This window comes from Geobacter sp. PheSNFMC (genome assembly GCF_059620965.1).
The window spans coordinates 24,152-45,719 of record NZ_JCAMRN010000042.1 but is presented as its reverse complement, the minus strand read 5'-3'; the positions used below and the strand labels follow the sequence as shown (position 1 = coordinate 45,719).

Annotated in this window: 24 protein-coding genes; 12 read left to right on the top strand and 12 right to left on the bottom strand. The window is 60.3% G+C overall.

Translation table 11 applies throughout. The features are described 5' to 3' along the window. Nucleotides 1-15: 15 nt before the first annotated feature. The 8 genes from AC6CDK_RS10865 to rplQ are packed head-to-tail and all read left to right on the top strand — an operon-like array spanning nt 16 to nt 4,646. Nucleotides 16-669, top strand: a complete 654-nt coding sequence (locus AC6CDK_RS10865) for an adenylate kinase (protein ID WP_039646464.1) — start codon at nt 16-18, stop codon at nt 667-669. Further along, a complete protein-coding gene (gene map, locus AC6CDK_RS10860) occupies nt 666-1,412 on the top strand; it encodes a type I methionyl aminopeptidase (protein ID WP_039646462.1) in 747 nt (248 codons plus the stop codon). The genes AC6CDK_RS10865 and map overlap by 4 nt, the downstream gene beginning before the upstream one ends. A 30-nt stretch (nt 1,413-1,442) precedes the next feature. After that, nucleotides 1,443-1,556: a 50S ribosomal protein L36 gene (gene rpmJ / locus AC6CDK_RS10855; RefSeq protein WP_010943463.1), complete on the top strand. Its 114-nt coding sequence runs from the start codon at nt 1,443-1,445 to the stop codon at nt 1,554-1,556. A gap of 23 nt (nt 1,557-1,579) precedes the next feature. Continuing rightward, on the top strand, nt 1,580-1,948 hold the full coding sequence (gene rpsM / locus AC6CDK_RS10850) for a 30S ribosomal protein S13 (protein WP_039646461.1): 369 nt from the start codon (nt 1,580-1,582) through the stop codon (nt 1,946-1,948). A 21-nt stretch (nt 1,949-1,969) separates the two neighbouring features. Then, the gene (rpsK, locus tag AC6CDK_RS10845) at nt 1,970-2,365 is read left to right on the top strand and encodes a 30S ribosomal protein S11 (protein WP_010943461.1); all 396 of its coding nucleotides are present in this window, start codon (nt 1,970-1,972) and stop codon (nt 2,363-2,365) included. Nucleotides 2,366-2,402: 37 nt separating this feature from the next. After that, entirely contained in the window at nt 2,403-3,029 is a 627-nt protein-coding gene (rpsD, locus tag AC6CDK_RS10840) for a 30S ribosomal protein S4 (RefSeq protein ID WP_039646458.1), read from the top strand. A 32-nt stretch (nt 3,030-3,061) separates the two neighbouring features. Beyond that, complete coding sequence (locus AC6CDK_RS10835; protein ID WP_039646456.1) at nt 3,062-4,084, top strand: DNA-directed RNA polymerase subunit alpha; 1,023 nt, start codon at nt 3,062-3,064, stop codon at nt 4,082-4,084. Nucleotides 4,085-4,118: 34 nt separating this feature from the next. Then, complete coding sequence (rplQ, locus tag AC6CDK_RS10830; RefSeq protein ID WP_192905536.1) at nt 4,119-4,646, top strand: 50S ribosomal protein L17; 528 nt, start codon at nt 4,119-4,121, stop codon at nt 4,644-4,646. 78 nt (nt 4,647-4,724) lie between these two features. On the opposite strand, the gene AC6CDK_RS10825 is transcribed toward rplQ, so the two are convergent. Next, the gene (locus AC6CDK_RS10825; protein ID WP_226048367.1) at nt 4,725-4,904 is read right to left on the bottom strand and encodes a hypothetical protein; all 180 of its coding nucleotides are present in this window, start codon (nt 4,902-4,904) and stop codon (nt 4,725-4,727) included. 176 nt (nt 4,905-5,080) lie between these two features. On the opposite strand from AC6CDK_RS10825, the gene AC6CDK_RS10820 reads away from it, so the two are divergent. The 3 genes from AC6CDK_RS10820 to encB all read left to right on the top strand — a co-directional run bounded on the left by AC6CDK_RS10820 (nt 5,081) and on the right by encB (nt 7,945). Further along, the gene (locus tag AC6CDK_RS10820; protein ID WP_318842690.1) at nt 5,081-6,499 is read left to right on the top strand and encodes a deoxyribodipyrimidine photo-lyase; all 1,419 of its coding nucleotides are present in this window, start codon (nt 5,081-5,083) and stop codon (nt 6,497-6,499) included. 128 nt (nt 6,500-6,627) lie between these two features. Beyond that, nucleotides 6,628-7,488: a GGDEF domain-containing protein gene (locus AC6CDK_RS10815; RefSeq protein ID WP_066357916.1), complete on the top strand. Its 861-nt coding sequence runs from the start codon at nt 6,628-6,630 to the stop codon at nt 7,486-7,488. A 115-nt stretch (nt 7,489-7,603) separates the two neighbouring features. After that, nucleotides 7,604-7,945 carry an encapsulin nanocompartment ferritin-likeEncB family encapsulin nanocompartment ferritin-like cargo protein cargo protein gene (gene encB, locus AC6CDK_RS10810; protein WP_039646451.1) on the top strand — a complete coding sequence of 114 codons (342 nt, stop codon included), beginning with the start codon at nt 7,604-7,606 and terminating at the stop codon, nt 7,943-7,945. 76 nt (nt 7,946-8,021) lie between these two features. On the opposite strand, the gene AC6CDK_RS10805 is transcribed toward encB, so the two are convergent. From AC6CDK_RS10805 to AC6CDK_RS10785, 5 genes are read right to left on the bottom strand one after another with little or no spacing between them, the layout of a single operon-like run. After that, nucleotides 8,022-9,152 carry an ABC transporter permease gene (locus AC6CDK_RS10805; protein WP_192905534.1) on the bottom strand — a complete coding sequence of 377 codons (1,131 nt, stop codon included), beginning with the start codon at nt 9,150-9,152 and terminating at the stop codon, nt 8,022-8,024. Between the two features lie 2 nt (nt 9,153-9,154). Further along, entirely contained in the window at nt 9,155-10,288 is a 1,134-nt protein-coding gene (locus tag AC6CDK_RS10800) for an ABC transporter permease (RefSeq protein ID WP_039646447.1), read from the bottom strand. Continuing rightward, a complete protein-coding gene (locus tag AC6CDK_RS10795; protein ID WP_192905533.1) occupies nt 10,285-11,253 on the bottom strand; it encodes an ABC transporter ATP-binding protein in 969 nt (322 codons plus the stop codon). The genes AC6CDK_RS10800 and AC6CDK_RS10795 overlap by 4 nt, the downstream gene beginning before the upstream one ends. Then, nucleotides 11,250-12,182, bottom strand: coding sequence for an ABC transporter ATP-binding protein (locus AC6CDK_RS10790; RefSeq protein WP_192905538.1), 933 nt, complete (start codon nt 12,180-12,182; stop codon nt 11,250-11,252). The genes AC6CDK_RS10795 and AC6CDK_RS10790 overlap by 4 nt, the downstream gene beginning before the upstream one ends. A 25-nt stretch (nt 12,183-12,207) precedes the next feature. Then, nucleotides 12,208-13,197, bottom strand: coding sequence for a beta-barrel domain-containing protein (locus AC6CDK_RS10785; RefSeq protein ID WP_192905532.1), 990 nt, complete (start codon nt 13,195-13,197; stop codon nt 12,208-12,210). 171 nt (nt 13,198-13,368) lie between these two features. Here AC6CDK_RS10785 and AC6CDK_RS10780 point away from each other — a divergent pair, with 171 nt between their 5' ends. Next, complete coding sequence (locus AC6CDK_RS10780; protein WP_192905531.1) at nt 13,369-13,935, top strand: ANTAR domain-containing response regulator; 567 nt, start codon at nt 13,369-13,371, stop codon at nt 13,933-13,935. A 559-nt stretch (nt 13,936-14,494) separates the two neighbouring features. On the opposite strand, the gene AC6CDK_RS10775 is transcribed toward AC6CDK_RS10780, so the two are convergent. From AC6CDK_RS10775 to AC6CDK_RS10750, 6 genes are all read right to left on the bottom strand, one after another. Further along, nucleotides 14,495-16,360: a PAS domain-containing sensor histidine kinase gene (locus AC6CDK_RS10775; RefSeq protein ID WP_066357899.1), complete on the bottom strand. Its 1,866-nt coding sequence runs from the start codon at nt 16,358-16,360 to the stop codon at nt 14,495-14,497. 247 nt (nt 16,361-16,607) lie between these two features. Then, a complete protein-coding gene (gene rbr, locus AC6CDK_RS10770) occupies nt 16,608-17,180 on the bottom strand; it encodes a rubrerythrin (protein ID WP_066357894.1) in 573 nt (190 codons plus the stop codon). A 219-nt stretch (nt 17,181-17,399) separates the two neighbouring features. After that, a complete protein-coding gene (locus AC6CDK_RS10765; protein ID WP_192905530.1) occupies nt 17,400-18,437 on the bottom strand; it encodes a cytochrome-c peroxidase in 1,038 nt (345 codons plus the stop codon). 152 nt (nt 18,438-18,589) lie between these two features. After that, complete coding sequence (locus tag AC6CDK_RS10760) at nt 18,590-20,047, bottom strand: catalase (RefSeq protein WP_066357887.1); 1,458 nt, start codon at nt 20,045-20,047, stop codon at nt 18,590-18,592. A gap of 164 nt (nt 20,048-20,211) precedes the next feature. Then, nucleotides 20,212-20,670: a Fur family transcriptional regulator gene (locus AC6CDK_RS10755; protein WP_039646427.1), complete on the bottom strand. Its 459-nt coding sequence runs from the start codon at nt 20,668-20,670 to the stop codon at nt 20,212-20,214. A gap of 234 nt (nt 20,671-20,904) precedes the next feature. After that, nucleotides 20,905-21,474, bottom strand: a complete 570-nt coding sequence (locus AC6CDK_RS10750; protein WP_039646425.1) for a cytochrome c3 family protein — start codon at nt 21,472-21,474, stop codon at nt 20,905-20,907. Nucleotides 21,475-21,568: the final 94 nt, after the last annotated feature.

Here is a 21,568-nt window from a genome sequence, read left to right as displayed (position 1 = left end):
CGTGGAGTGTATTGCATGAATCTGGTGTTTCTCGGCCCGCCTGGTGCCGGTAAGGGCACGCAGGCGAACCTGTTAACTCGTGCATATGGGGTGCCGCAGATATCGACCGGCGAGATACTTCGTGCTGCTGTTGCGTCGAAAACCCCGATGGGGGTCAAGGCGAAAGAGTACATGGAGCAGGGGGCGCTTGTCCCTGACAGCGTAGTTGTCGGTATTGTGGAGGAACGGCTGGTCTCTCCTGATTGCGCGTCCGGCTTTATCCTTGATGGATTCCCCCGCACCGTGGCTCAGGCCGATGCGCTGAAGCAGGTGCTCGGTGCGTTGGGCAAGCAGATAGAGCATGTTGTCTCGTTTGAGGTCGACAAGGGAGTGTTGCTGGAGCGTATCGTCGGACGCAGGGTCTGTCGTGCGTGTGGCCGGGCGTTTCACGTCGCGTTTGACCCCCCCCGCGCCGAAGGTGTGTGCGATGCGTGCGGCGGTGAACTCTACCAGCGTGAGGACGACCGCGAAGACACCATGCGGCGCAGGCTTGAAGTATATGATGAGCAGACAGCGCCCCTGAAGTCGTATTACGAGGGCGAAATGCTCCTGCGCAAAGTAAACGCCCTGGAGCCGATCGAAGATGTGCAGCGCCAGATTGCGCTGCTGGTTGAGAGTAGTAACGGGTGATCATACTCAAGTCGCCCCGTGAAATTGAAAAAATGCGTGTGTCCGGCAGAATAGTCGCCGAAGTTCTTGGAATCCTCAAGGCACGCATCAGGCCGGGCATAACCACGCTGGAGCTCAACGAGCTTGCCGAGGCTGAAGCAAGGAGGCGTAAGGCACGGCCGGCGTTCAAGGGGTATAACGGGTTTCCTTATTCGCTCTGTTGTTCGGTTAACGAACAGGTCGTTCACGGTATGCCGAATAGCCGGGAATTGGTCGAGGGTGACATTATCAGCCTCGATTTTGGTGTTGTCGTGGACGGGTTTTATGGCGATGCAGCCATTACCGTTCCGGTGGGAAGCGTAAGGCCAGCGGTGCTCGACCTTCTTGCCGTAACCGAAGAGTCGCTCCAGCGCGCGGTTGAGGCGTCGGTGGTCGGCAACCGGCTTTCAGATATTTCACACGCAGTGCAAAGCTATGTTGAAGCACGAGGCTATTCAGTCGTGCGTGAATTTGTTGGGCACGGCATAGGTAAAAATCTTCACGAAGGCCCCCAGGTCCCCAACTTCGGAGAGCCGGGGCGCGGCGTGAAGCTCAAGGCCGGGATGGTGCTGGCCATTGAGCCGATGATCAACGAGAAGGGGCATCACGTTACAATTCTCAGTGACGGATGGACCGCAGTCACCTGTGACAAAGGTATGTCGGCTCATTTTGAGCACACAGTGGCTATTACGGAAAATGGTCCTGATATACTGAGCAAGTTATAGAACCAGCGAAGCACGTGAAAGGAAATGTCTATGAAAGTCAGGGCATCCGTAAAAAAAATTTGCGACAAGTGCAAAATCGTCAAGCGCAAAGGTGTTGTGCGCGTTATTTGTGAAACCCCGAAGCATTCCCAAAGACAGGGTTAAGAGACTAAGAGGAGGAGCTGGCATTGGCACGCATTGCAGGCATTGACCTACCGAGGAATAAGCGCATTGAGATAGCGCTCACGTACATTTTCGGAATCGGGCGCACGACCGCTCAGCGGATTTTGGCCGAGACCGGCGTTGGCGCCGACACGCGGACCGATAATCTTGCCGAGTCAGAAGTCGCCAAGATCAGGGACTATATCGACAAGAACCTCAAGGTGGAGGGTGATCTCCGCCGTGATGTGTCCATGGATATAAAGCGTCTTATGGATCTTGGATGCTATCGCGGGTTGCGCCATCGGAAAGGGCTTCCGGTGCGCGGCCAACGGACCAAGACCAATGCCCGTACGCGCAAAGGGCCTGCCAGAACTGTCGCAGGCAAGAAGAAATAGAACAAGGATTCTGGAGGAATAATGGCTAGCCCTTCTAAAAAAGTCGTTAGGAAAAAAAAGGAAAAGAAGAATATCCCCAACGGCGTTGCCCATATCCAGGCCACGTTTAACAATACGATCATAACCATCACTGATCCCGTGGGGAATGTCGTGGCATGGTCCTCGGCCGGCTCCAAAGGCTTCAAGGGGTCGCGCAAGAGCACCCCCTTTGCCGCTCAGATCGCGGCTGAGGAGTGTGCACGCAAGGCCCAGGAGCATGGCATGCGGAGCGTGGAAGTTTTCGTAAAGGGACCGGGTTCCGGTCGCGAGTCGGCTCTTCGCGCACTCCAGGCTGCCGGCTTCCACGTCAATTTCATACGGGACGTGACGCCGATTCCCCATAACGGCTGCCGTCCTCCCAAGCGCAGAAGAGTCTAACATTTCTCATTTATAGACACGAATAAGGAGGTCAGAGTTGGCTAGATATACAGGTCCTTCCTGCCGGCTGTGCAGAAGGGAGAACATGGAGTTGTTTCTGAAGGGTGAGCGGTGCTATACCGATAAGTGTGCCATCAAGCGGCGTAACTACCCGCCGGGACAGCATGGGCAGGGAAGGCCGAAGGTTTCCAACTACGGTGTTCAGCTGCGCGAGAAGCAGAAGGTGAGGAGGATATACGGCATCCTCGAGAAGCAGTTCCGGAGCTACTTCCAGGAGGCGGATCGCCTCAAGGGAGTTACCGGTGAGAATCTGCTCTCGCTCCTCGAGCGCCGCCTGGACAATGTGGTGTACCGGCTTGGTTTCGCCGCATCCCGGACCGAGGCCAGAATTCTCGTTCGACACAATCACTTCACGCTGAACGGCAAGAAGGCGAACATCCCTTCGATCCAGCTCCGTGCCGGCGATGTTATCGAACTCAAGGAAAAGAGCCGGAAGATCGCGTGTATCAACGAGTCTCTTGATGCGGTTGTGCGCAGGGGCATTCCCCAGTGGCTTGAGCTTGAGAAGGAAGCTTACAAGGGTGTCGTGAAGATTCTTCCCGTGCGTGAAGACATTACGATGCCGATCCAGGAGCAACTGATCGTCGAGCTCTATTCGAAGTAATGTTCGCATAACCCGTCACAGGGAGGATATACATGTATAGAAACTGGCGCGACCTGATCAGTCCGAAAAAACTTCAGGTTGAAAGCGAGACGCTTACCAATAAATACGGAAAATTTTATGCAGAACCGTTCGAGCGCGGATTCGGCACGACCCTCGGCAATTCGCTCCGCAGGGTATTGCTTTCCTCGCTCCAGGGCGCAGCTATCACCTCTGTAAGGATCAAGGGGGTACTTCACGAGTTTTCCTCCATCCCCGGTGTGACCGAGGATGTTACCAATATCATTCTCAACCTGAAGGGCGTAAGCCTCAAAATGTACGGCACCGAGCCCAAGACCGTACGGATCATTCATAAGGGCGACGGTATCATCACGGCAGGCGACATCATCACCGATCCCCAGGTTGAGATCCTGAATCCCGAGCACCACATCGCCACATGCTCCAAGGATGCGAATTTCGAAATGGAAATGGTGGTGAAGGTGGGCAAGGGCTATGTGCCCGCAGACCGGAACCGCGATGAGAAGGCCCCAGTTGGCACAATTCCTATCGACGCCCTGTTCTCGCCGATCCGCAAGGTTAACTTTACGGTTTCCAATGCCCGCGTCGGCCAGATGACCGATTATGACAAGCTTACGCTTGAGGTGTGGACCAACGGCAGCGTGATCCCGGAAGATGCGGTTGCCTTTGCCGCCAAGATCCTCAAGGAGCAGTTGAGCATCTTCATTAACTTCGACGAGGAAGCCGAACCGAGCGGCGAGGCTGAAGTTGGCGAAGGGGAAAGCCCCATCAACGAGAATCTCTATCGCTCGGTCGATGAACTCGAACTTTCCGTGCGCTCTGCCAACTGCCTCAAGAACGCCGGCATCAAGCTCATTGGTGAGCTTGTGTCCCGGACCGAGGCCGAGATGCTCAAGACACAGAACTTCGGCCGCAAGTCCCTGAACGAGATCAAGGATATACTCGCTGAGATGGGCCTTACGCTTGGTATGAAACTGGAAGGGTTCCCCGATCCGGAAGTCATGCGCAGGCTGCGCGGCGAGCGCAAGGATGAAGAATAATTCGTACGGTTGCCGGAAGAAAGGAACATAGGTCATGCGTCACAATAAGGCGGGAAGAAGGCTGGGAAGAACGACGAGTCACCGTATCGCCATGTTCAGGAACATGGTGACCTCGCTCTTTGCCCATGAGCGGATCACTACGACTGATGCCAAGGCGAAGGAGCTGCGCTCCATAGCCGAGAAGATGATCACTCTCGGCAAAAGGGGCGATCTCCACGCGGTGCGTCAGGCAGCCTCATATATTCGTGACAAGAAGGTTGTCACCAAGCTTTTCTCCACAATCGCACCCCGTTACACGGAGCGCGAGGGAGGTTATACCCGTATCATCAAGCTGGGGATCAGACCCGGTGACTGCGCACCTCTTTCCGTAATCGAACTCGTTGAAGAACAGTTCGAAAAGAAGGTGAAGAAGAGCAAGCCTGCCGCGCCGGCTCAAGCTGTTCCCGCCAAGCCTGCAGTTGAGGAAACGAGCGAAATCGCCGCTGCGCAGCCCCAAGAGCCGGAAGTCGAAATCTCCGAAGTCAAGGACCCGGCAGAGGAGTGCGAAGCCAAGGCCGACTAAACCAGCACGGCAGTTGAGCATGCATCAGAGAGGCACGGTTTACCGTGCCTCTTTTTTTATCTGAACCAGTGCAACACCCTACACATACACGTCAATACGTTCACCTGCACTGCCGGCCACGGCTCCCGCTCCCCTGATGAGCGTGACGGCGGCACGCCCCTCCAGTTTTTGAGACTCCAGTACCGTATCCGCCACAAGTACGGATGATTCTGCTGTTCGCGCAACGGAAATGCCGGATGTTACGCTGCTGATCTCCACGTGTGCCCTCCTCTCCCGCGTCCGGCCACCGAGAGATGAACTCCACCGATAGTCGCCGGGCGTGTCCTTGCATGTCCGCCCTGATATCTCATCGGCGCCAGGCGCCAGGACTTGAGCCGTGGAATGATATGTTCCACGGAACGGCGTTTGCATCATCCCAAGGGAGCGATACAATAATGTTCCTGAATTTGAAGAGCCAAGGGGGGGCCATGAACTGCGGACGGATTCGTTCCCTGCTTCAGGGGGGTGAGGCCACGGCCGGCCCGGTGATATATTGGATGAGCAGGGATCAGCGCGCTGCCGACAACTGGGCGTTGATCCATGCTCAGGAGCTTGCGCTGGCCCGCAATGCGCCACTTGGGGTACTTTTCTGTCTCGTTCCCGGCTTTCTCGGCGCAACCGCACGCCAGTATCGGTTCATGCTCACAGGGTTGGAGCAGACACGGGCTGCGCTGAACCGGCTTGCTATTCCCTTTTTTCTCGTGACCGGCGACCCCGGGGTTGAGGTCGCGGGCTTCACGAGGCGGCACAGGGTGTCGCATCTGGTTACCGACTTCGATCCGCTCCGTGTCAAGCGCGAGTGGAAACGGCAGGTGGCCGGGGAGATAGCGATCCCGTTCGACGAGGTGGATGCCCATAATATAGTCCCCTGCTGGATCGCATCGCAGCGTCAGGAATGGGGGGCCTACACCATCCGCCCCAAAATACGCCGACTGCTTCCCGATTTCATGGAGCCGTTTCCGCCTCTGCAACGTCACCCGTTCCCGTGGCAGGGAGCGCTCCCTTCGGACGCCCAGTGGCGGGAGGCCGTGGACGGGATGGTTCTTGACGAATCGGTGCCTGAGGTTAGATGGCTTGCGCCGGGAGAAGGGGCGGCGCAGACTGCCCTGGCCGGATTTCTTGAAAACGGGCTGGCGGGCTATGCCACCCGGCGCAATAACCCGGCAGTAATGGGGCAGTCGGGATTGTCCCCCTGGCTCCATTTCGGCCAGCTTTCCGCCCAGAGGGTCGCGCAGGCAACGTTTGCTGCCGCCGCGCCGACAGAATCGCGTGATGCCTTTCTTGAAGAATTGATCGTGCGTCGGGAGCTTGCCGACAATTTTTGCTATTTCAACGATGCCTACGACCGCTTCGACGGTTTTCCCGAGTGGGCACAACGGACCCTCAACCGACATCGGCACGATCCTCGCCCCCAGTGCTATGACCTTGACGTGCTGGAGCAGGGAAAGACCCACGATTCTCTCTGGAATGCAGCGCAACTCGAAATGGTACGCTGGGGCAGGATGCACGGCTACCTGAGAATGTACTGGGCAAAGAAACTGCTCGAGTGGGCCTCTTCGCCCGAAGATGCCTTCAGGATTGCCATTCAACTCAACGACCGCTATGAACTCGACGGCAGGGATCCCAACGGATACGCCGGCATTGCCTGGAGCATCGGCGGTGTCCATGATCGTCCCTGGGCAGAGAGACCCGTCTTCGGCATGATTCGCTCCATGAGCCGCGACGGTTGCCGGAGAAAGTTCGATACGGATGCCTACGGACGCCGCGTGATTGTTAGTCCCGTCACATGTGCGGAATTGGTCCCGAGTGAATAACGGCACGCACAAGCAAGTTATTGATGAACGTCCTGATTTCTGGTAAGAATATCCAGCCGGGACAGTTGGAATAACCAGTGATACCCAAGGGAACTCCGGGGTGTGCGGCCGCGGAGACGGGTGATCCTATGACGGAGTTGACGGAGTTCGTAGAGCGGCAGTCGCGTCAAGTGCTGATGGCGCTTGGCTACGTGCTCCTTATCCTTTTCGGCCTGATCGATCATTTGGCAGACGGGCTGGGGTTTGAGCCGTTCTATGCCATCCCCGCAGCCCTCGTGACCTGGTTCGGTACGCGAAGGGCCGGCGTTGCGGCCGCCTGCACCGGCGGAATCGTCTGGGGGCTGGCCAACGGCGTGTTCTCGGGCGAAGAGACGAATCTCGGCCCCACGCTGTGGACGCTTCTGTGGGAGTTCGGACTGCTGTTCTCGATCGTCTTTCTGGTCGACGCAATAAAAAGATCCCGCCGGTTCATGGCGGCAACGGCGCGGACCGATCCGCTGACCGGCCTTGCCACGCGCACCTGCTTCGAAGAGCTTGCCCGGAACGAGCTCGGTAGGACGAAACGGTACGGCCGCCCCTTCACTCTCATTGTCCTCAGGTTCGGCCCGCCCGATGGCGAACAGACGGTCGGACCGGGTTCTTTGCGGGATATCATGCCTGCGGCCGCTGAAGCCATCAGGCCGCAGCTTCGGGAAACCGACCTGTTTGCCCGGATCGACGAGTTTACCCTGGCGGCGCTGCTGCCCGAGACAGCCCATGATCCGTCAAAGGCTGTGGTCCAGAAGATGCTGGGCCTCCTTGCGGCGGTGCAGCGTGGCCGGCGGTGGCAGTTGCGGTTCGGCGTCGGTGCGGTAACGTATGAAACTGCGCCGGAGTCCACGGACGAGATGATGAGGCGCGGTGTGAAGCTCGCCGATTCCGCAAGCCGCGTTGGTGGCGGAGCCGTCAAGTATGAAACCTGCCGGGGGGCCGGCGCGGCGGCCGGATGACTGGCGGCCGGGAGGCGGTGCGCCTCCTGAGTGATGGCAGCGGTCAGCCCGCCGCCAGGCGACATCCGGTCGTGTTCCGCGGAAACGCGATGAAACCATGGAAAGGGGGGTACACATGCCTGACTTCGGAAATCCTTTTGCCGGACTGGCCAATGGCCGCAAACTGACCCGCGCGGAGCTCGTGCGGGCAATCCGCTTCATGATCGCAGCCGAGTACGAGGCGATCCAGCTCTACATGCAACTGGCCGAGTCCACGGACGACGAACTCGCCATTGCCGTTCTCAGGGATATCGCCGATGAGGAGCGGGTCCATGCCGGCGAGTTTCTGAAGCTGCTCTATCACCTGGCTCCCGATGAAGAGAAGTTCTACGCGGAAGGATTCGAGGAGGTCGAGGAACTCGCGGAAGAGGTGAAAAAGCGGGCCAAGACCAAGGGCGGGAAGTCGAAAAAGTCCTGACAACGGGCATTGTCTTCGTATTCAGCAGAACGCCCCGGAGCACTCCGGGGCGTTTTTTCGTTTGGCAGAGGAAGAGTTACCCCACCGATTTTCTAAATCGGCCAACCGCAAAAAGGAGCACGACCGAGCCCAGCAGCGCCAGCGCCGCAAGCTGCGGCCACAGGATGCCGAGCCCGATCCCCTTGAGGAAGATGCCCCGGACGATGATCAGGTAGTAGCGGAGCGGGTTCAGGTAGGTGGCATACTGGATGCTCGCGGGCATGTTTTCGATGGGAAACGCAAAGCCCGACAGGAGCATGGCCGGGAACGTGAACATGAACGAACTCATCATGGCCTGCTGCTGTGTCCGGCTGATGGTTGATATGAGCAGCCCGAATCCGAGGGTGCTCATCAGGAACAGGGCGGTTGAGCCGATGAGCAGCAGAATGCTGCCCCTGAGAGGAATTTTGAACCAGAAGAGCGCAATGCAGGTCACGATGGTGACGTTGATGTAGCCCACGATGGCGAACGGAACCAGCTTGCCCACAATGAATTCCCACCGCTGGATCGGCGTGACGATGATCTGCTCCATGGTGCCGATCTCCTTTTCGCGCACCACGGCCATGCTGGAGAGCACCATTGTGGTGATCAGGACCATGGAGGCGATGACCCCCGGCACGTAGTAGTTGCGGCTCTCCAGGTTGGCGTTGAACCAGGCCCGGCTTTCCAGTTCGATGCCCTTGGCTCCCATGGTCCTGCCACCCCTTCGCAGGGAATAGTCGGTCAGGATCTGATCGCTGAACCGTTCGGCAATGGTTACCGAATAGCTCACGACGATCCTGGCGGTGCTCGGGTCAGTGCCGTCGACAATAATCGGGAGCGTTGCGGTCCGTCCGGCGCGGATGTTTTCTTGGAATCCCCGATTTATCAGCACCGCGGCCCGAACTTTTCCCCGGTCCAGCAGATCGCGCAGTTCATCTCCCCGTTGCACCCGCTGCACGATGTCGAAGTAGCCGGAGCGTTCCAGGCGGGCAACGAGGTCGCGGCTCAGGGCACTGTTGTCCAGATCGTAAACCGCCGTGGCGATGTGCTTGACATCGGTGTTGACCGCGTAGCCGAAGAGGGTGATCTGGATCGCCGGGATAACGAGGATGATGAACCGCATCTTCGGGTCCCGCAGGATCTGTATTGCCTCTTTTATGAGCATGGTTTTCAAGCGATCGAACATGGCTAGCTCATTTTTTTGCGGAACTTCCGTACGGCCAGGGCGAAAATGAGCGTCCCGAACACGGCCAGGAAGAGGATGTCGCCGGCCAGCACCCTGATCCCGATCCCCTTCAGGTAGATTCCCCGCAGGATGGTGACGAAATAGCGGGCCGGGATGGCGTGGGTGATTGCCTGAAGGGGGATGGGCATGTTGGCGATGGGAAAGACGAAGCCCGACAGGAGAAAGGCGGGGAGCAGCGTTGCCACCATGGCGAATTGGCTGGCCGCGAACTGACTTTTGCCGACGATGCTGATGAAGACGCCAAGGGCCAGGGCCACCAGGAGGAAGAGGATGGACGTTGCCAGAAGCAGCGGCCGGTCTCCCCGCATGGGTACCTGGAAGATGAAGCGCCCCGCCAGGAGCGCCACCACGAGGTCGAAGAGGCCGATGCAGAAGTAGGGGACCAGTTTGCCGATGATGAGCTCCGCCCCGGTGAGGGGGGTGGAGATGAGTTGCTCCATGGTGCCGGTTTCCCACTCCCGCGCCACGGTGAGGGAGGTGAGGAGCGCGGCGATGACCATCATGATGACGGCGATGAGGCCGGGAACGATGGCGTTGCGGGACACCAGGTCGGCATTGAACCAGACCCGCGGTTCCGGGGCCAGCGGCGGGCGGGGCGGCTGATCGGCCGAGCGCCGGATCTGGGCGATGATGAGGGGCCGGCTGTACGTGCCGACGATGAATTCGGCATAGCCCAGGGCGGTGGTGGCGGTGTTGGAGTCGCTTCCGTCGACGATGGCCTGGACCCGGACCTGGCGGCCCGCCTGGAGATCCCCGGCAAAGCCGCGGGGGATGACGAGCGCCATGAGGGCGTCGCGTCGGTCGATGGCCCGTTCGATCTCCCGGTAGTCACCGGCGTATCCCTTGAGCGAGAAATAGCGCGAACCGCTGAACCGGCTCACCAGGTCGCGGCTGGCGGGCGTGGCGCTCTGATCCCAGACCACGAGGGGCACGTTGTCCACGTCGAGGGTCAGGGCGTAGCCGAAGAGAAAGAGCAGCATCATCGGGATGGCGATTCCCATGATGAGGCTCCGGATGTCCCGGAAGACGTGAATGAACTCCTTCCGGGCAACCGCTGTAATCCGCTGCAGCTTCATCGGCTGAACTCCCGCAGGGCGCCTTGTTCCCGATCGCGTGCTTCAATGAGGGATACGAAAACATCTTCCAGCGAAGGAATGATCTTTTCGATGCGGTCAGCGGTGATTCCCCGGGCCGCGAGAACCCCTGCGATGGCCGGGGCCGTTGCCACGGCGTCTTCCGTTACCACATGGAGCCCCCGGCCGAAGAGGGCGGCGTGCTTTACCCCGGGAATCGCCTCGATCTCTTCCATCAGTTCCTGGGGGCGGTCGCAGGCTACCTCCACGATTTCCTCAACCATCCGCTCGGTCTTCAACTCTTCCGGCGTGCCGAGGGCGATGAGCTCTCCCCGGTAGATGAGGGCGAGGCGGTCGCAGTACTCGGCCTCATCCATGTAGTGGGTAGTGACGAAGACCGTGACCCCCGCGCCGGCCAGGCGGTAGATCAGGTCCCAGAACGCGCGGCGGCTGATGGGGTCGACGCCGGAGGTGGGTTCGTCGAGAAAGACGATGGGGGGCTCGTGGAGGATGGCGCAACCCAGCGACAGGCGCTGCTTCCAGCCGCCGGAGAGAATGGCGGTGCGGCTGCGGCGGTGCTCGGCGAGCCCTGCCATGCCGATCACCCACTCCTTCCGCTCCTGCCGCCGCTCGTCCGGAATTCTGTAGATGCCGGCGTAAAAGTCGATGTTCTCCTCCACGGTCAGGTCCTCGTAAAGGGAAAACTTCTGGCTCATGTAACCGATGTTTTTTTTGATCTCCTCGGCCTGATGGACGATGTCGAACCCGGCCACGGTGCCACTGCCCGAGCTCGGCGGCAGGATGCCGCAGAGCATCCGGATGGTGGTCGACTTGCCGGCCCCGTTGGGGCCCAGGAAACCGAAGATTTCTCCCCGCCGCACATCGAGCGATATCCGGTTCACGGCGATAAAGTCGCCGAAGCGGCGCTCCAGGTCCCGCAGGGTGACGGCGAATTCGGGCGCGGTCATGGCGCACCGTCCCGGGCAGAGAGGACCGAAACGAAGACGTCCTCCAGGCTTGGTTCGATGGGGCGCAGGCCCCTGAGGGGAAGCCCTTCCCGGGCCATGAGCGCCTCGACGGCGGAACGGGTCCGATCCGGCGCCTCGGTCACCACGTGGAGCCGGTCGCCGAAGAGCCCCACGGACGTGGTCCCGTCGAGTCCGCTGCGAAGGATGCGCGCTGCCTGCCGGGCGGCATCGGTGCGCACTTCGAGGATCGTTCCCCGCATCAGGCCCTTGAGCCGGTCAGGGGCGTCACAGGCCAAAAGCCGCCCCTTGTGGATCAGGCCGACCCGGTTGCAGCGCTCCGCCTCGTCCAGGTAGGCCGTGGTCACGAAAATGGTCACCCCTTCCCGCAGGAGCTGGTAGAGGATGCGCCAGAAATCCCGGCGGGAAACCGGATCGACGCCGTTGGTGGGCTCGTCAAGGAAGAGGATCCGGGGGGTGTGGATCAGGGCGCAGGCGAGCCCCAACTTCTGCTTCATTCCGCCGGAGAGGTTGCCCGCCTGGCGGCGCCGGAATGGGGTCAGGTTGCTGAAGGCGAGCAGCCGGTCGATTGTTTCGTCGCGTCCCCGGCGGGGGATGCCGTAGATGTCGGCATAGAAGTGGATGTTCTCCAGCACCGTGAGGTCGGGGTAGAGGCCGAACCGCTGGCTCATGTAGCCGATTTCGGCTTTGATCGCCTCGGCCTCGCGCACCGTGTCCCGGCCAAGCACCCGGGCCCGGCCTTCGGTTGGGTCCATGATGCCGCAGAGCATCCGCATGGTGGTGGTTTTCCCGGCCCCGTCGGAGCCCACGAGCCCGAAGAGTTCGCCCGGGGCGATGGTGAGGGTGAGGCCATCCACGGCGGTGAGCTCGCCAAAGCGTTTGGTCAGGTTTTCGGTGTCGATGGCATGCATGGGGCAGGTATCCGGCGCTTTCCGGTCATGGGCTCCCGGTGATGATCTCCGCATCGGCCGGCATCCCCGGCTTGAGCTCCCGGTTCGGGTTCGGGATGGCGATCTTGATGCGGTAGACGAGCTTGACCCGTTCCTTGTCGGTTTGAACGTTCTTGGGGGTGAACTCGGCCTCGGGCGAGATGAAGGTGATGGTCCCCTCGTAGCGCCGATCGGGCCAGGTATCGTTTCTGATCCGCGCCTTCTGCCCCACCTTGATCCGACCCAGGTCGGTCTCCGGGATGTAGGCCCGCAGCCAGGTGTTCGCCAGGTCGCCGATCGTGACGATGGGGGTGCCTGCCGCCACCTGTTCCCCCGGCTCCACGTGCTTCGAGAGAACCAGCCCGCTCAGGGGGGCGGCCAGGGTGGCGTGGGAGAGGCGGGTGCGTGCCAGGTCAAGGGACTCGCGCGCCTGGTTGAGGCGGGCGCGGGCGGCATCGATCTGTTCGCGGCGGGGTCCCCGGTGCATGAGCTCCTGCCGGGCCCGGACCTCGTGCAACTGTGCCTGGGACGCGTCGCGGGCAGCCTTTGCCGCATCGAAATCGCGCCGGGAGATCACCTCGCGCCCGAAGAGCGCCTCCTGACGGGCAAAGTCGGCCTCCAGTCGGTCGGCATCGGCCTGGGCCCGCTTGACGGCTGCGTCAGCCTGGGCGATTTCCTCCCGCCGGAAGCCGGTTTCCAGTTCGCGCAACTGGGCCGCCAGCGCCTCTGCCTGCCGTTCCTCCCGGGCCACTTCAAGGCGCAGTTCATCGTCGTCCAGCCGCGCCACCACCTGGCCCGTCCCGACCATCACGCCTTCATCCACCAGGCGTTCGCGCACCGTGCCCGGTATCTTGAAGCCCAGTTCCACATCGGTGACCTCGATGTTGCCCGAAACCCTGACGATGTCATCCACAGTGCCGTTGCGGCGCAGGAGCAGGGCGGCAATCACGGCCGCCGCCAGGAGAACCGCCGCGGCAATGAGTAGAGTCCTCTTCATGCACAACCCTCCGGAATCTTCAGAAGCTCTTCCCTATTCTGGCACGATGAACGGTGATGTAAAGACGTAATGACAGGGCGGTGCGATAATGCAATTGGAACACTTTATGCTGGATAGATGGAGAGCAGGGGCGCATGTGGATGGATAAAACGAGATAAGGTGGTGATTTTAGTGCGAAGTATCCTTATGTGCGACGATGAGCCGATTATCAGGATGAGCTTAAAAAATAAGCTCACTGAGCTTGGCTTCGATGAGATCCTGGAGTGCGGGGATGGCGAGCAGGCCGTTCGGATGGCATTGGCGAAACTTCCCGACGTCATTATTCTCGACGTGTCGATGCCGAAGAAAGACGGCATCGCGGCGGCCCGCCAGATCCGGCAGAGCCTGACGGTGCCCATTATCCTGCTGACGGCCTGCTATGACGCAGACACGGTCGCGCGGGCCAGGGAATGCGGCATCGGCGGCTTCCTGGCCAAGCCGTTCCGGGAGCAGGATCTCTGGCCGGCCATCGAGCTGGCCTGTGCCCATGCCGAAGCGGTGGAACTCCTCAAGGAGCAGATCGAGGATCTGAAGGAAGCCCTTGAAAACCGGAAGATCGTTGAAAAAGCCAAGGGGATCCTGATGCAGAAGCAGGGGCTCACGGAGCCCGAAGCGTTCCGCAAGATGCAGAAGCTGGCCATGGACAAGCGCAAGAGCATGCGCCGGATTGCCGAGGCGATTCTGCTGGCCGAAGCGTAACGGCGGGAACGGATGCTGGTGAGGGGGCACCCGATGGGCGCCCCTTTTCTTGAAAAGTGGGAGTGCCGTCAGCGCCCCAGCGGTTGTGAGGTTGTGGGAAGTATAGGCTGAGTGCCGCAATGGCGTTGCGTAACTATTTTGTCTTGCGGTTTGACGATGTAGTGTAATGGTGGCAATTGTCGTTGTTATCGGGTTGCAGCATAGTGGTGGCGTGTGTGAAGAAAAGGTTTGGCGCCATGTCTTTGAGAATAGAAAAGAAGCCGGGAGTCTTGCACTCGATCATTGAAGCGGAGCTGCCAGCGTATCGACAGCCAAAGGGCATGTGACGTGGAATATCGCTACGATTTCCTGGCCGGGCTGCAACGCTTACGATTGCGCGCCAAGGCGCTGTGGGGTGCTGGTTCCTATGCTGCTATTGAAGCCACTCCGGTCGATCCGTCAGTTGCTCGTTCACCAGGCGGCACGATATGTTGCCTCTCCGGAAGGAACAGATCGCCGAATGTGGTGATGACGACGTTTTCGATAAGATTGTTGATCAATTAGGCAGTGGGGAGGACCCTCAGTCCTCGGGCAGGGTGAAGTAGAAGGTCGCCCCGCCGTTGACTTCGCCCTCGGCCCAGACCCGGCCGCCATGCCGCTTGATGATCCGCTGGACCGTTGCCAGGCCGATGCCGGTGCCGGGGAACTCGCCGCCGTGCAACCGCTGGAAGGGGCGGAACAGCTTGTTCCCGTAGGCCATGTCGAAGCCGGCGCCGTTGTCCCTGACAAAGAAGATCGTCTCCCCATCGGCGGCGGTGCTGCCGACCTCGATTCGTGCCCGGGGAGTTCTGGCGGTGTACTTCAGGGCGTTGCCCATCAGGTTGAGCAGGACCTGCCGGATCAGGGTGCGGTCGGCCTGTGCCGTGAGATCGCCCGCAATGACCCAGTCAACGGCGCGGTAGGGCTCGGCCTCCTGGAGCATCGATGCGACCGCCGCCGCCTTTTTGCTCAGGTTGACGGTGTCTTTGCGCAAATCGACCCGACCGACCCTCGAAAGCTCCAGCAGGTCGTCGATCAGTTGTCCCATCTTGCCGCTGGCCGTGCAGATGCGCTCGAGGTAGTAACGGGCCTCCACCGGAATCTGATCGTCGTAGTCCTCGATAACCAGGGTGCTGTAGCTGTTGATATGCCGCAGGGGCGCCCGCAGGTCATGGGAAACCGAATAGCTGAAGGCCTCCTGCTCCCGGATGGCCTCTTCCAACTGGGCGGTCCGCTCCATGACGCGTCTGTCGAGTTCCCGGTTGAGCTTGCCGATGGTTTCCTCTGTCTGCTTGCGGTCGGTGATGTCCTGGTGGGTGCCGATGAGGCGCAGGGCTTTTCCCCGGCCGTCCCTGTTCACGGCCGATCCCCGGCCGAGAATCCAGCGCCAACTGCCGTCCTTGGCCTTCATGCGGAATTCGGCCTGGAAGTACTGGGTTCTCCCCTCGAAACAATCCATGTTGATCCTGATGGCCCGTTCCCGGTCTTCCGGGTGCAGGAGCTCGATCCACGCTTGGGCGGAGGGGGGGAAGTCCTCAGGCTCATACCCGAGGATCCGGTAGTAGGATGGGCTGAAGTAGCCGCTATCCGACGCGATGTTCCAGTCCCAGATGCCGTCGGAGGTTGCCTCCATGGCAAGTCGGAATCGCTCCTCGCTTTTCCGGAGAGCCTCTTCGGTCTGCCTGCGTTCGCTGATGTCCCGGATAAAGGCGTGGAAACAGCGCGAAGCGGGTTGAAACGTCGTGCTGACCTCAACGTCGATGACCGCGCCGTCTTTGCGGCGGTGGCGGACTTCGAAGCGCTCGGAGCCTTGTTCGATGATGTTCCGGATATGCTCCTGCGTTTCCTCCACGCTCTCGGTGGCATCGATGTCGTGGATGGACATGGCCAGCAATTCTTCCCGGCTGTACCCCAGGATGCGGCAGCATGCGTCGTTGACTTCCACGATACTGCCGTGAAGGTCCACGACCCAGAAGCCGTCCATGGACGTGCTCTTCATGATCCGGTAGCGCTCCGCGTACTCCTGTAACTGCAGCCGGACGTCCATGAGGTCGGTGATGTCGTGCAGATAACAGATCACCTGGCCGCAGGCCGAGCCGGCGACCTCGACCAGTCGTCGGCTCCCGTCCTTCCTGGTTATGATTTCCCGCCGCACTGCCGGGAATCCGGCTGCCCGGTCAGCGTCGAACAGGACCCGGGCCCTTTCGTGCTCTGAGCCGAACAGGGTGCGGAACCACACCTCAAGGGATGGGAGCTCGTCTCGCCGATAGCCGGTGAGGACTTCTGTCCCGCGATTACAGAACACCCGTTCGTCCTCGATCAAAACAGCGGCCGCCGGCATGCATTCCACAATTGTCGTAAGGATATCCAGATCGATTAAATCACGTGACGGGGGGGCTGTGTTCATTTGGTCACCGGGGTGCAATGTTGGTGGGGCGGTGTTGATGGGAAGTCTATTTTATTTGTTTAGTATATCCAGTGTAAATTAGTTTTTTGTTGCCGCAGGGCAGCCTCCCTGCCTTGGATGGCGGTTTCACATCAAGGGCGGGGCACAGGATGGTTGTCCGGAATGGAAAGCCAAGCATGTGCGGTGCCTTGAATAAAAAGGCGCGTCCCACTGCGGGACGCGCCCCGGTGCTGAAACGGTGGCGCTGCTACCAGTTTTCCCCGAGCAGTTCGAAGTGTGCCTTGGGGTGGGCGCAGGCGGGGCACAGATCGGGCGCCCCGGCGGCGGTGTGGAGATAGCCGCAGTTGCGGCAGCGCCAGACTACTTCGCCGTCGCGGGTGAAGACCCGGTTGTTCTCGACATTGGCGAGCAGGTCGCGATAGCGCTTCTCGTGCTGCTTCTCCGCCACGGAAATGGCCCGCCAGACCGCCGCGATCGCCGGAAATCCCTCTTCCTGGGCCACCTGGGCGAACGCCGGGTAGAGGTCGGAATGCTCTTCATGCTCGCCCATGGCCGCGGCCAGCAGGTTTTCGGCGGTGGTGCCTATCTTGCCGGCGGGGAAACAGGCGGTAATCTCCAGGTCTCCCCCCTCCAGGAACGAGAAGAACCGCTTGGCGTGCTCTTTCTCCTGGTTGGCGGTTTCCTCGAATATGTCGGCGATCTGCACGTATCCTTCCTTGCGGGCTGCGGCGGCAAAGTAGGTGTAGCGGTTGCGGGCCTGGCTTTCGCCGGCAAATGATTTCAACAGGTTCTGCTCTGTTTTGGTACCTTTCAGTGTCATGTACAGCTCTCCTTTCCAGCGGTGGTTGAGATATGTTCTATACCAGAATCGATCCGGCAGCGCCAGCGTGGGCCGCTGGCCGCCTTCATTCGTGCGGGCATGCACGGCAAGAGGCTGGGCGGATAGGCCGGGCAGCCAGCGGCCGCCCCTGTGCGTGCTTCTCGCGCGGGTCCCTCCACGGGTCTTGCTCCGTCTCCGGTGACGGCCGACGGGAACCGCTCACAGCCTGGGGCGCGGCGTTGCGTCGGTGCTGGCCGGCATGATCGGATAAACGACTTTCGGCTGCTTGCCGGTGAGGCTGCCGAGGAAGGCGGCGATGGCCTCGGTTTCATCGTCGTTCAGTTTGATGCCGAACTGGGCCGAGCCCATGACCGCCACCGCCTCTTTCAGGCTCCAGACGACCCCGGAGTGGAAGTAGGGGTAGGTGATGGCCACATTGCGCAGGGACGGGGCCCGGAACACGTACTCGTCCCTGGCGGTGTTGGTGACCGCGAACCTGCCCTTGTCGGCGAGGGGCAGAATGTTTTCGGCCGGCTTTTCCACGACGCCGAACGGGAAATAGCCGGTTCCGCCCAGGTTGACGCCTCCGTGGCAGGCGACGCATCCCCTGTCGATGAAGAGCTTGAGGCCGGCGGCCTGTTTTCCGTCAAGGGCCTTTTTCTTCCCTTTGAGATACTGGTCGAAGGGGGAGTCCGGCGTGGTCAGGGTTGCCTCGAACACCTCAATGGCCTTTGCCATGTTGTCAAAGGTCACCGGGTCCTTTTCTCCCGGGAATGCCTTTTTGAACAGGCCGACATAGTCGGGGATGCTGTTCAGCGTCTTCACCACCTGCTCAGGCGTGTTGTTCATCTCGACCGAGGCCTGCACCGGGCCTTTTGCCTGCTCTGCCAAGTCCTTGGCCCTGCCGTCCCAGAACTGGGCGGTATTGAAGACCGAGTTGAAAACCGTCGGCGCATTGCGCGGCCCTTTTTGCCACCCGTGACCGGTGGACGTTGCCTGGAGGTCGCCGCCGCCCAGGCCCACGTTGTGACAGGTGTTGCAACTGATGAGGTGGGATGCGGACAGCCGCGGGTCGAAATAGAGCATCTTGCCGAGTTCCACCTTGACCGGCGACGCCGGGTTGCCCTTCAGGGCGGGCGCCTTGGCCGGGACCGGCTTGAAGAGGCCCCGGGCGCGCTGCTGCAGTTCATCGGCGGCGAATGCCTGGCTGGTTGCGACTGCACAGAGGACGGCAAGCGATACGGACAATTGTTTCATGAATGGTATCCCTCCTGGTTCTTGTAGGTGGTCGTGCCGGCAATGATGCGCGGAACCCGATGCCGTTCGGCCGGGACGTTCATGGTGCGGTCATCGTGGCAGCGAACAGGGTAAATACTCGGTAAATACTTCAGCCACACCAGCCCGGGGCATCAGCCGGCAGTTACTTCGCTCAACGGGATGCCCAGGGCGTCGGCCACCCCCTTGCCATAGGCCTGGTCGGCCTTGAGGCAATTCCCGATGTGGCGAAGAAGGATCTCCCGCGGCGCGTCACCGATGGCGCGGGCCGTGTTGGCAAACAGGAGCCGCTTCTTCTCGTCGGTCATGAGGCGGAAGAGGGCGCCGGGCTGGGAGTAGTAATCCTCGTCAGCGCGATGGTTCCAGTGGTCTGCGGCCCCTTCCAGCGAGAGGGGGGGCTCCCCGAAATCGGGCTGCTCCTGCCACTCGCCGTAGCTGTTGGGTTCGTAGCCGAGGGTGCTGCCATGGTTACCGTCAACCCGCATGGCGCCGTCCCGGTGATAGCTGTGGAAGGGGCAGCGGGCCCTGTTGACCGGGATCAGGTGGTGGTTGACGCCGAGGCGGTAGCGCTGGGCGTCGCCGTAGGAGAAGAGTCGCCCCTGGAGCATCTTGTCGGGAGAAAAGCCGATGCCGGGCACCACGTTGGCCGGATTGAAGGCCGATTGCTCCACCTCGGCGAAGTAGTTTTCCGGGTTCCGGTTCAGCTCCAGCACTCCTACTTCCTGCAGCGGGTAATCCTTGTGGGGCCAGACCTTGGTCAGGTCGAAGGGGTGGTAGGGGCAGGAGGACGCTTCCTTTTCGGGCATGATCTGCACGAACATGGTCCAGCGGGGGAAGTCTCCCTGTTCGATGCTCTCGTAGAGATCCCGCTGGTGGCTCTCGCGATCCTTGCCGATGAGGGCCTCTGCCTCCTCGTCGCTCAGATTCCGGATTCCCTGCTGGGTCTTCAGGTGGAACTTGACCCAGTAGCGTTCATTCCGGGCATTGATGAAGCTGAAGGTGTGGCTGCCGAAACCGTGCATGTGGCGGTAAGTGGCGGGGATGCCCCGGTCGCTCATGACGATGGTGACCTGGTGCAGGGCCTCGGGCAGCGAGGTCCAGAAATCCCAGTTGTTGCGGGCGCTGCGCAGGTTGGTGCGGGGGTCGCGCTTGACGGCGTGGTTCAGGTCGGGAAACTTGAGCGGGTCGCGCAGGAAGAAAACCGGGGTGTTGTTCCCCACCAGGTCCCAGTTTCCCTCCTCGGTGTAGAACTTGATGGCAAAGCCCCGGATGTCCCGCTCGGCGTCGGCGGCGCCCCGTTCACCGGCCACGGTGGAAAAACGGACGAAGAGCTCAGTTTTCTTGCCCACCGCCGAGAAAACGTTCGCCTTTGTGTAGCCGGTGATGTCGCGGGTAACGGTGAACGTGCCGTAGGCGCCGGAACCCTTGGCATGCATGCGGCGCTCGGGGATCACTTCCCGGTCGAAGTGGGCCAGCTTCTCCAGGAACCACACATCCTGGAGAAGCACCGGACCCCGGGGCCCGGCGGTCATGATGTTCTGGTTGTCCACAACGGGGGCGCCGGCATTGGTTGTGAGACGTTTCTTTGCCATCGTTCCTCTCCTTTGCGTATGAGGTATGCGGCCGTCCCGGCCGCACCTGCCGTCGGGCAGCAGCAAATGTTCAGGCGTTTCCCGCTCCCGGTCGGGCAGGCATGTCAGGCTAGAATTATGGCCATGTCAGACAGGAATAATTGCTAGCAGGAGCGTGGAATTTTTTACGACGTTTTTTCAGATACGAGGCACTTGTTGCAAACGCCGTATATCACAACGTTTTTGTTGTCGATCCGCCCCCAGGACCTGGTTTCTTCGGGCAGGGGCGCCTCGTCGATGTGGTGCCACTGGAAATCGATGATTTCCTTGCACCTGCTGCAGATCAGGTGATGATGCCGCATGCGTTTCGTCTCGAATCGCGACTGGCTTTCGACCGTTTCGACTCTGTTGATGATGCCATGGTGTGCAAAGACCGCCAGGGTCCGGTAGACCGTATCGAGCGAGAGGGAGGGGTTGCCCCTGCGCAACCGTTGGTGGAGCGTCTCCGCCGACGGGTGGTCGGTTGAGGTGGCCAGTTCACGGTAGATCTCCAGGCGCTGATGGGTGAGCCGCAACCCGGCATCCCTGCACGCCTTTTCAAAGGCATGCTCTTGTTCCGCTGTGAATGTGATTTTTTTCGGCATGACACGTGACCGTTTGCTTGTTGACTAATTATTCCATATAAGAAAAATACCTAACAAGTAGGGGTGAGTCAAGCCCTGGAGGGATTTTCCCCAAAAACGGCATTTCCCGGGTTTATGCGTGGTCCCGCTCGCATGACATGAACATGGTTCTTCGTGCCGGGCTGCACGCACGAAGAGCCGGAACATGTGTTGCCCCGGCCCTTCGCATGATTCCTCGTTCTTTATCCGTTCCGGTCAGCGCCCCCAGGTGCCTCCCCAACTGTGGGGGTTGCTGCCGTGGCAGTCGGTGCAGTAAACGGTCTGTCCGCTCACACCTTTTGCAATGGTCGCCTTGACCTTGGCATTGGTGCTGGTGTGACAGAGGTAGCAGGCCGACAATGTGCTGGCGTATGAACGCCACCCCGAGTGGATGTTGATGACGTCGCTGCCGTGGCAACGACTACAGGTGCTGACATTGTGTTGGACGTTGTCGTGGACGGAGGATGTGTGACAGGCTTGACAGTCCCGCTGGACCTGAACGGTATATTGCCCCGAGTTGTCCGCCGTCATGGTGTGGCAGGCGAGGCACTGCTTACCCTTTTTCGTGATCAGGTCGTGGTGTCGGTTGACGTTGTTGGTGGAGGTATGGCATTTCGCGCAATCAGTGAACGCAAGGTTTAGATTCAGTGATGGCCGCGAACCGCCCCAGGTACTCCAACTGTCACCCGAAGTGCCCCACCCCATGGCGTTCCCCGCCCAGCATGCCAAGGCGATGAACAGAATCCCCGCCGCAACCGGATTCGTTTTGTTGGAATGTCTGCGCATATGCCCTCCTGTGAAAGACTTTATTGAGATTATTTTATGTGGAGTGATTCTATAAAAATGAAATAGGTAGGGCAATGCAAAAATTACGCATCAG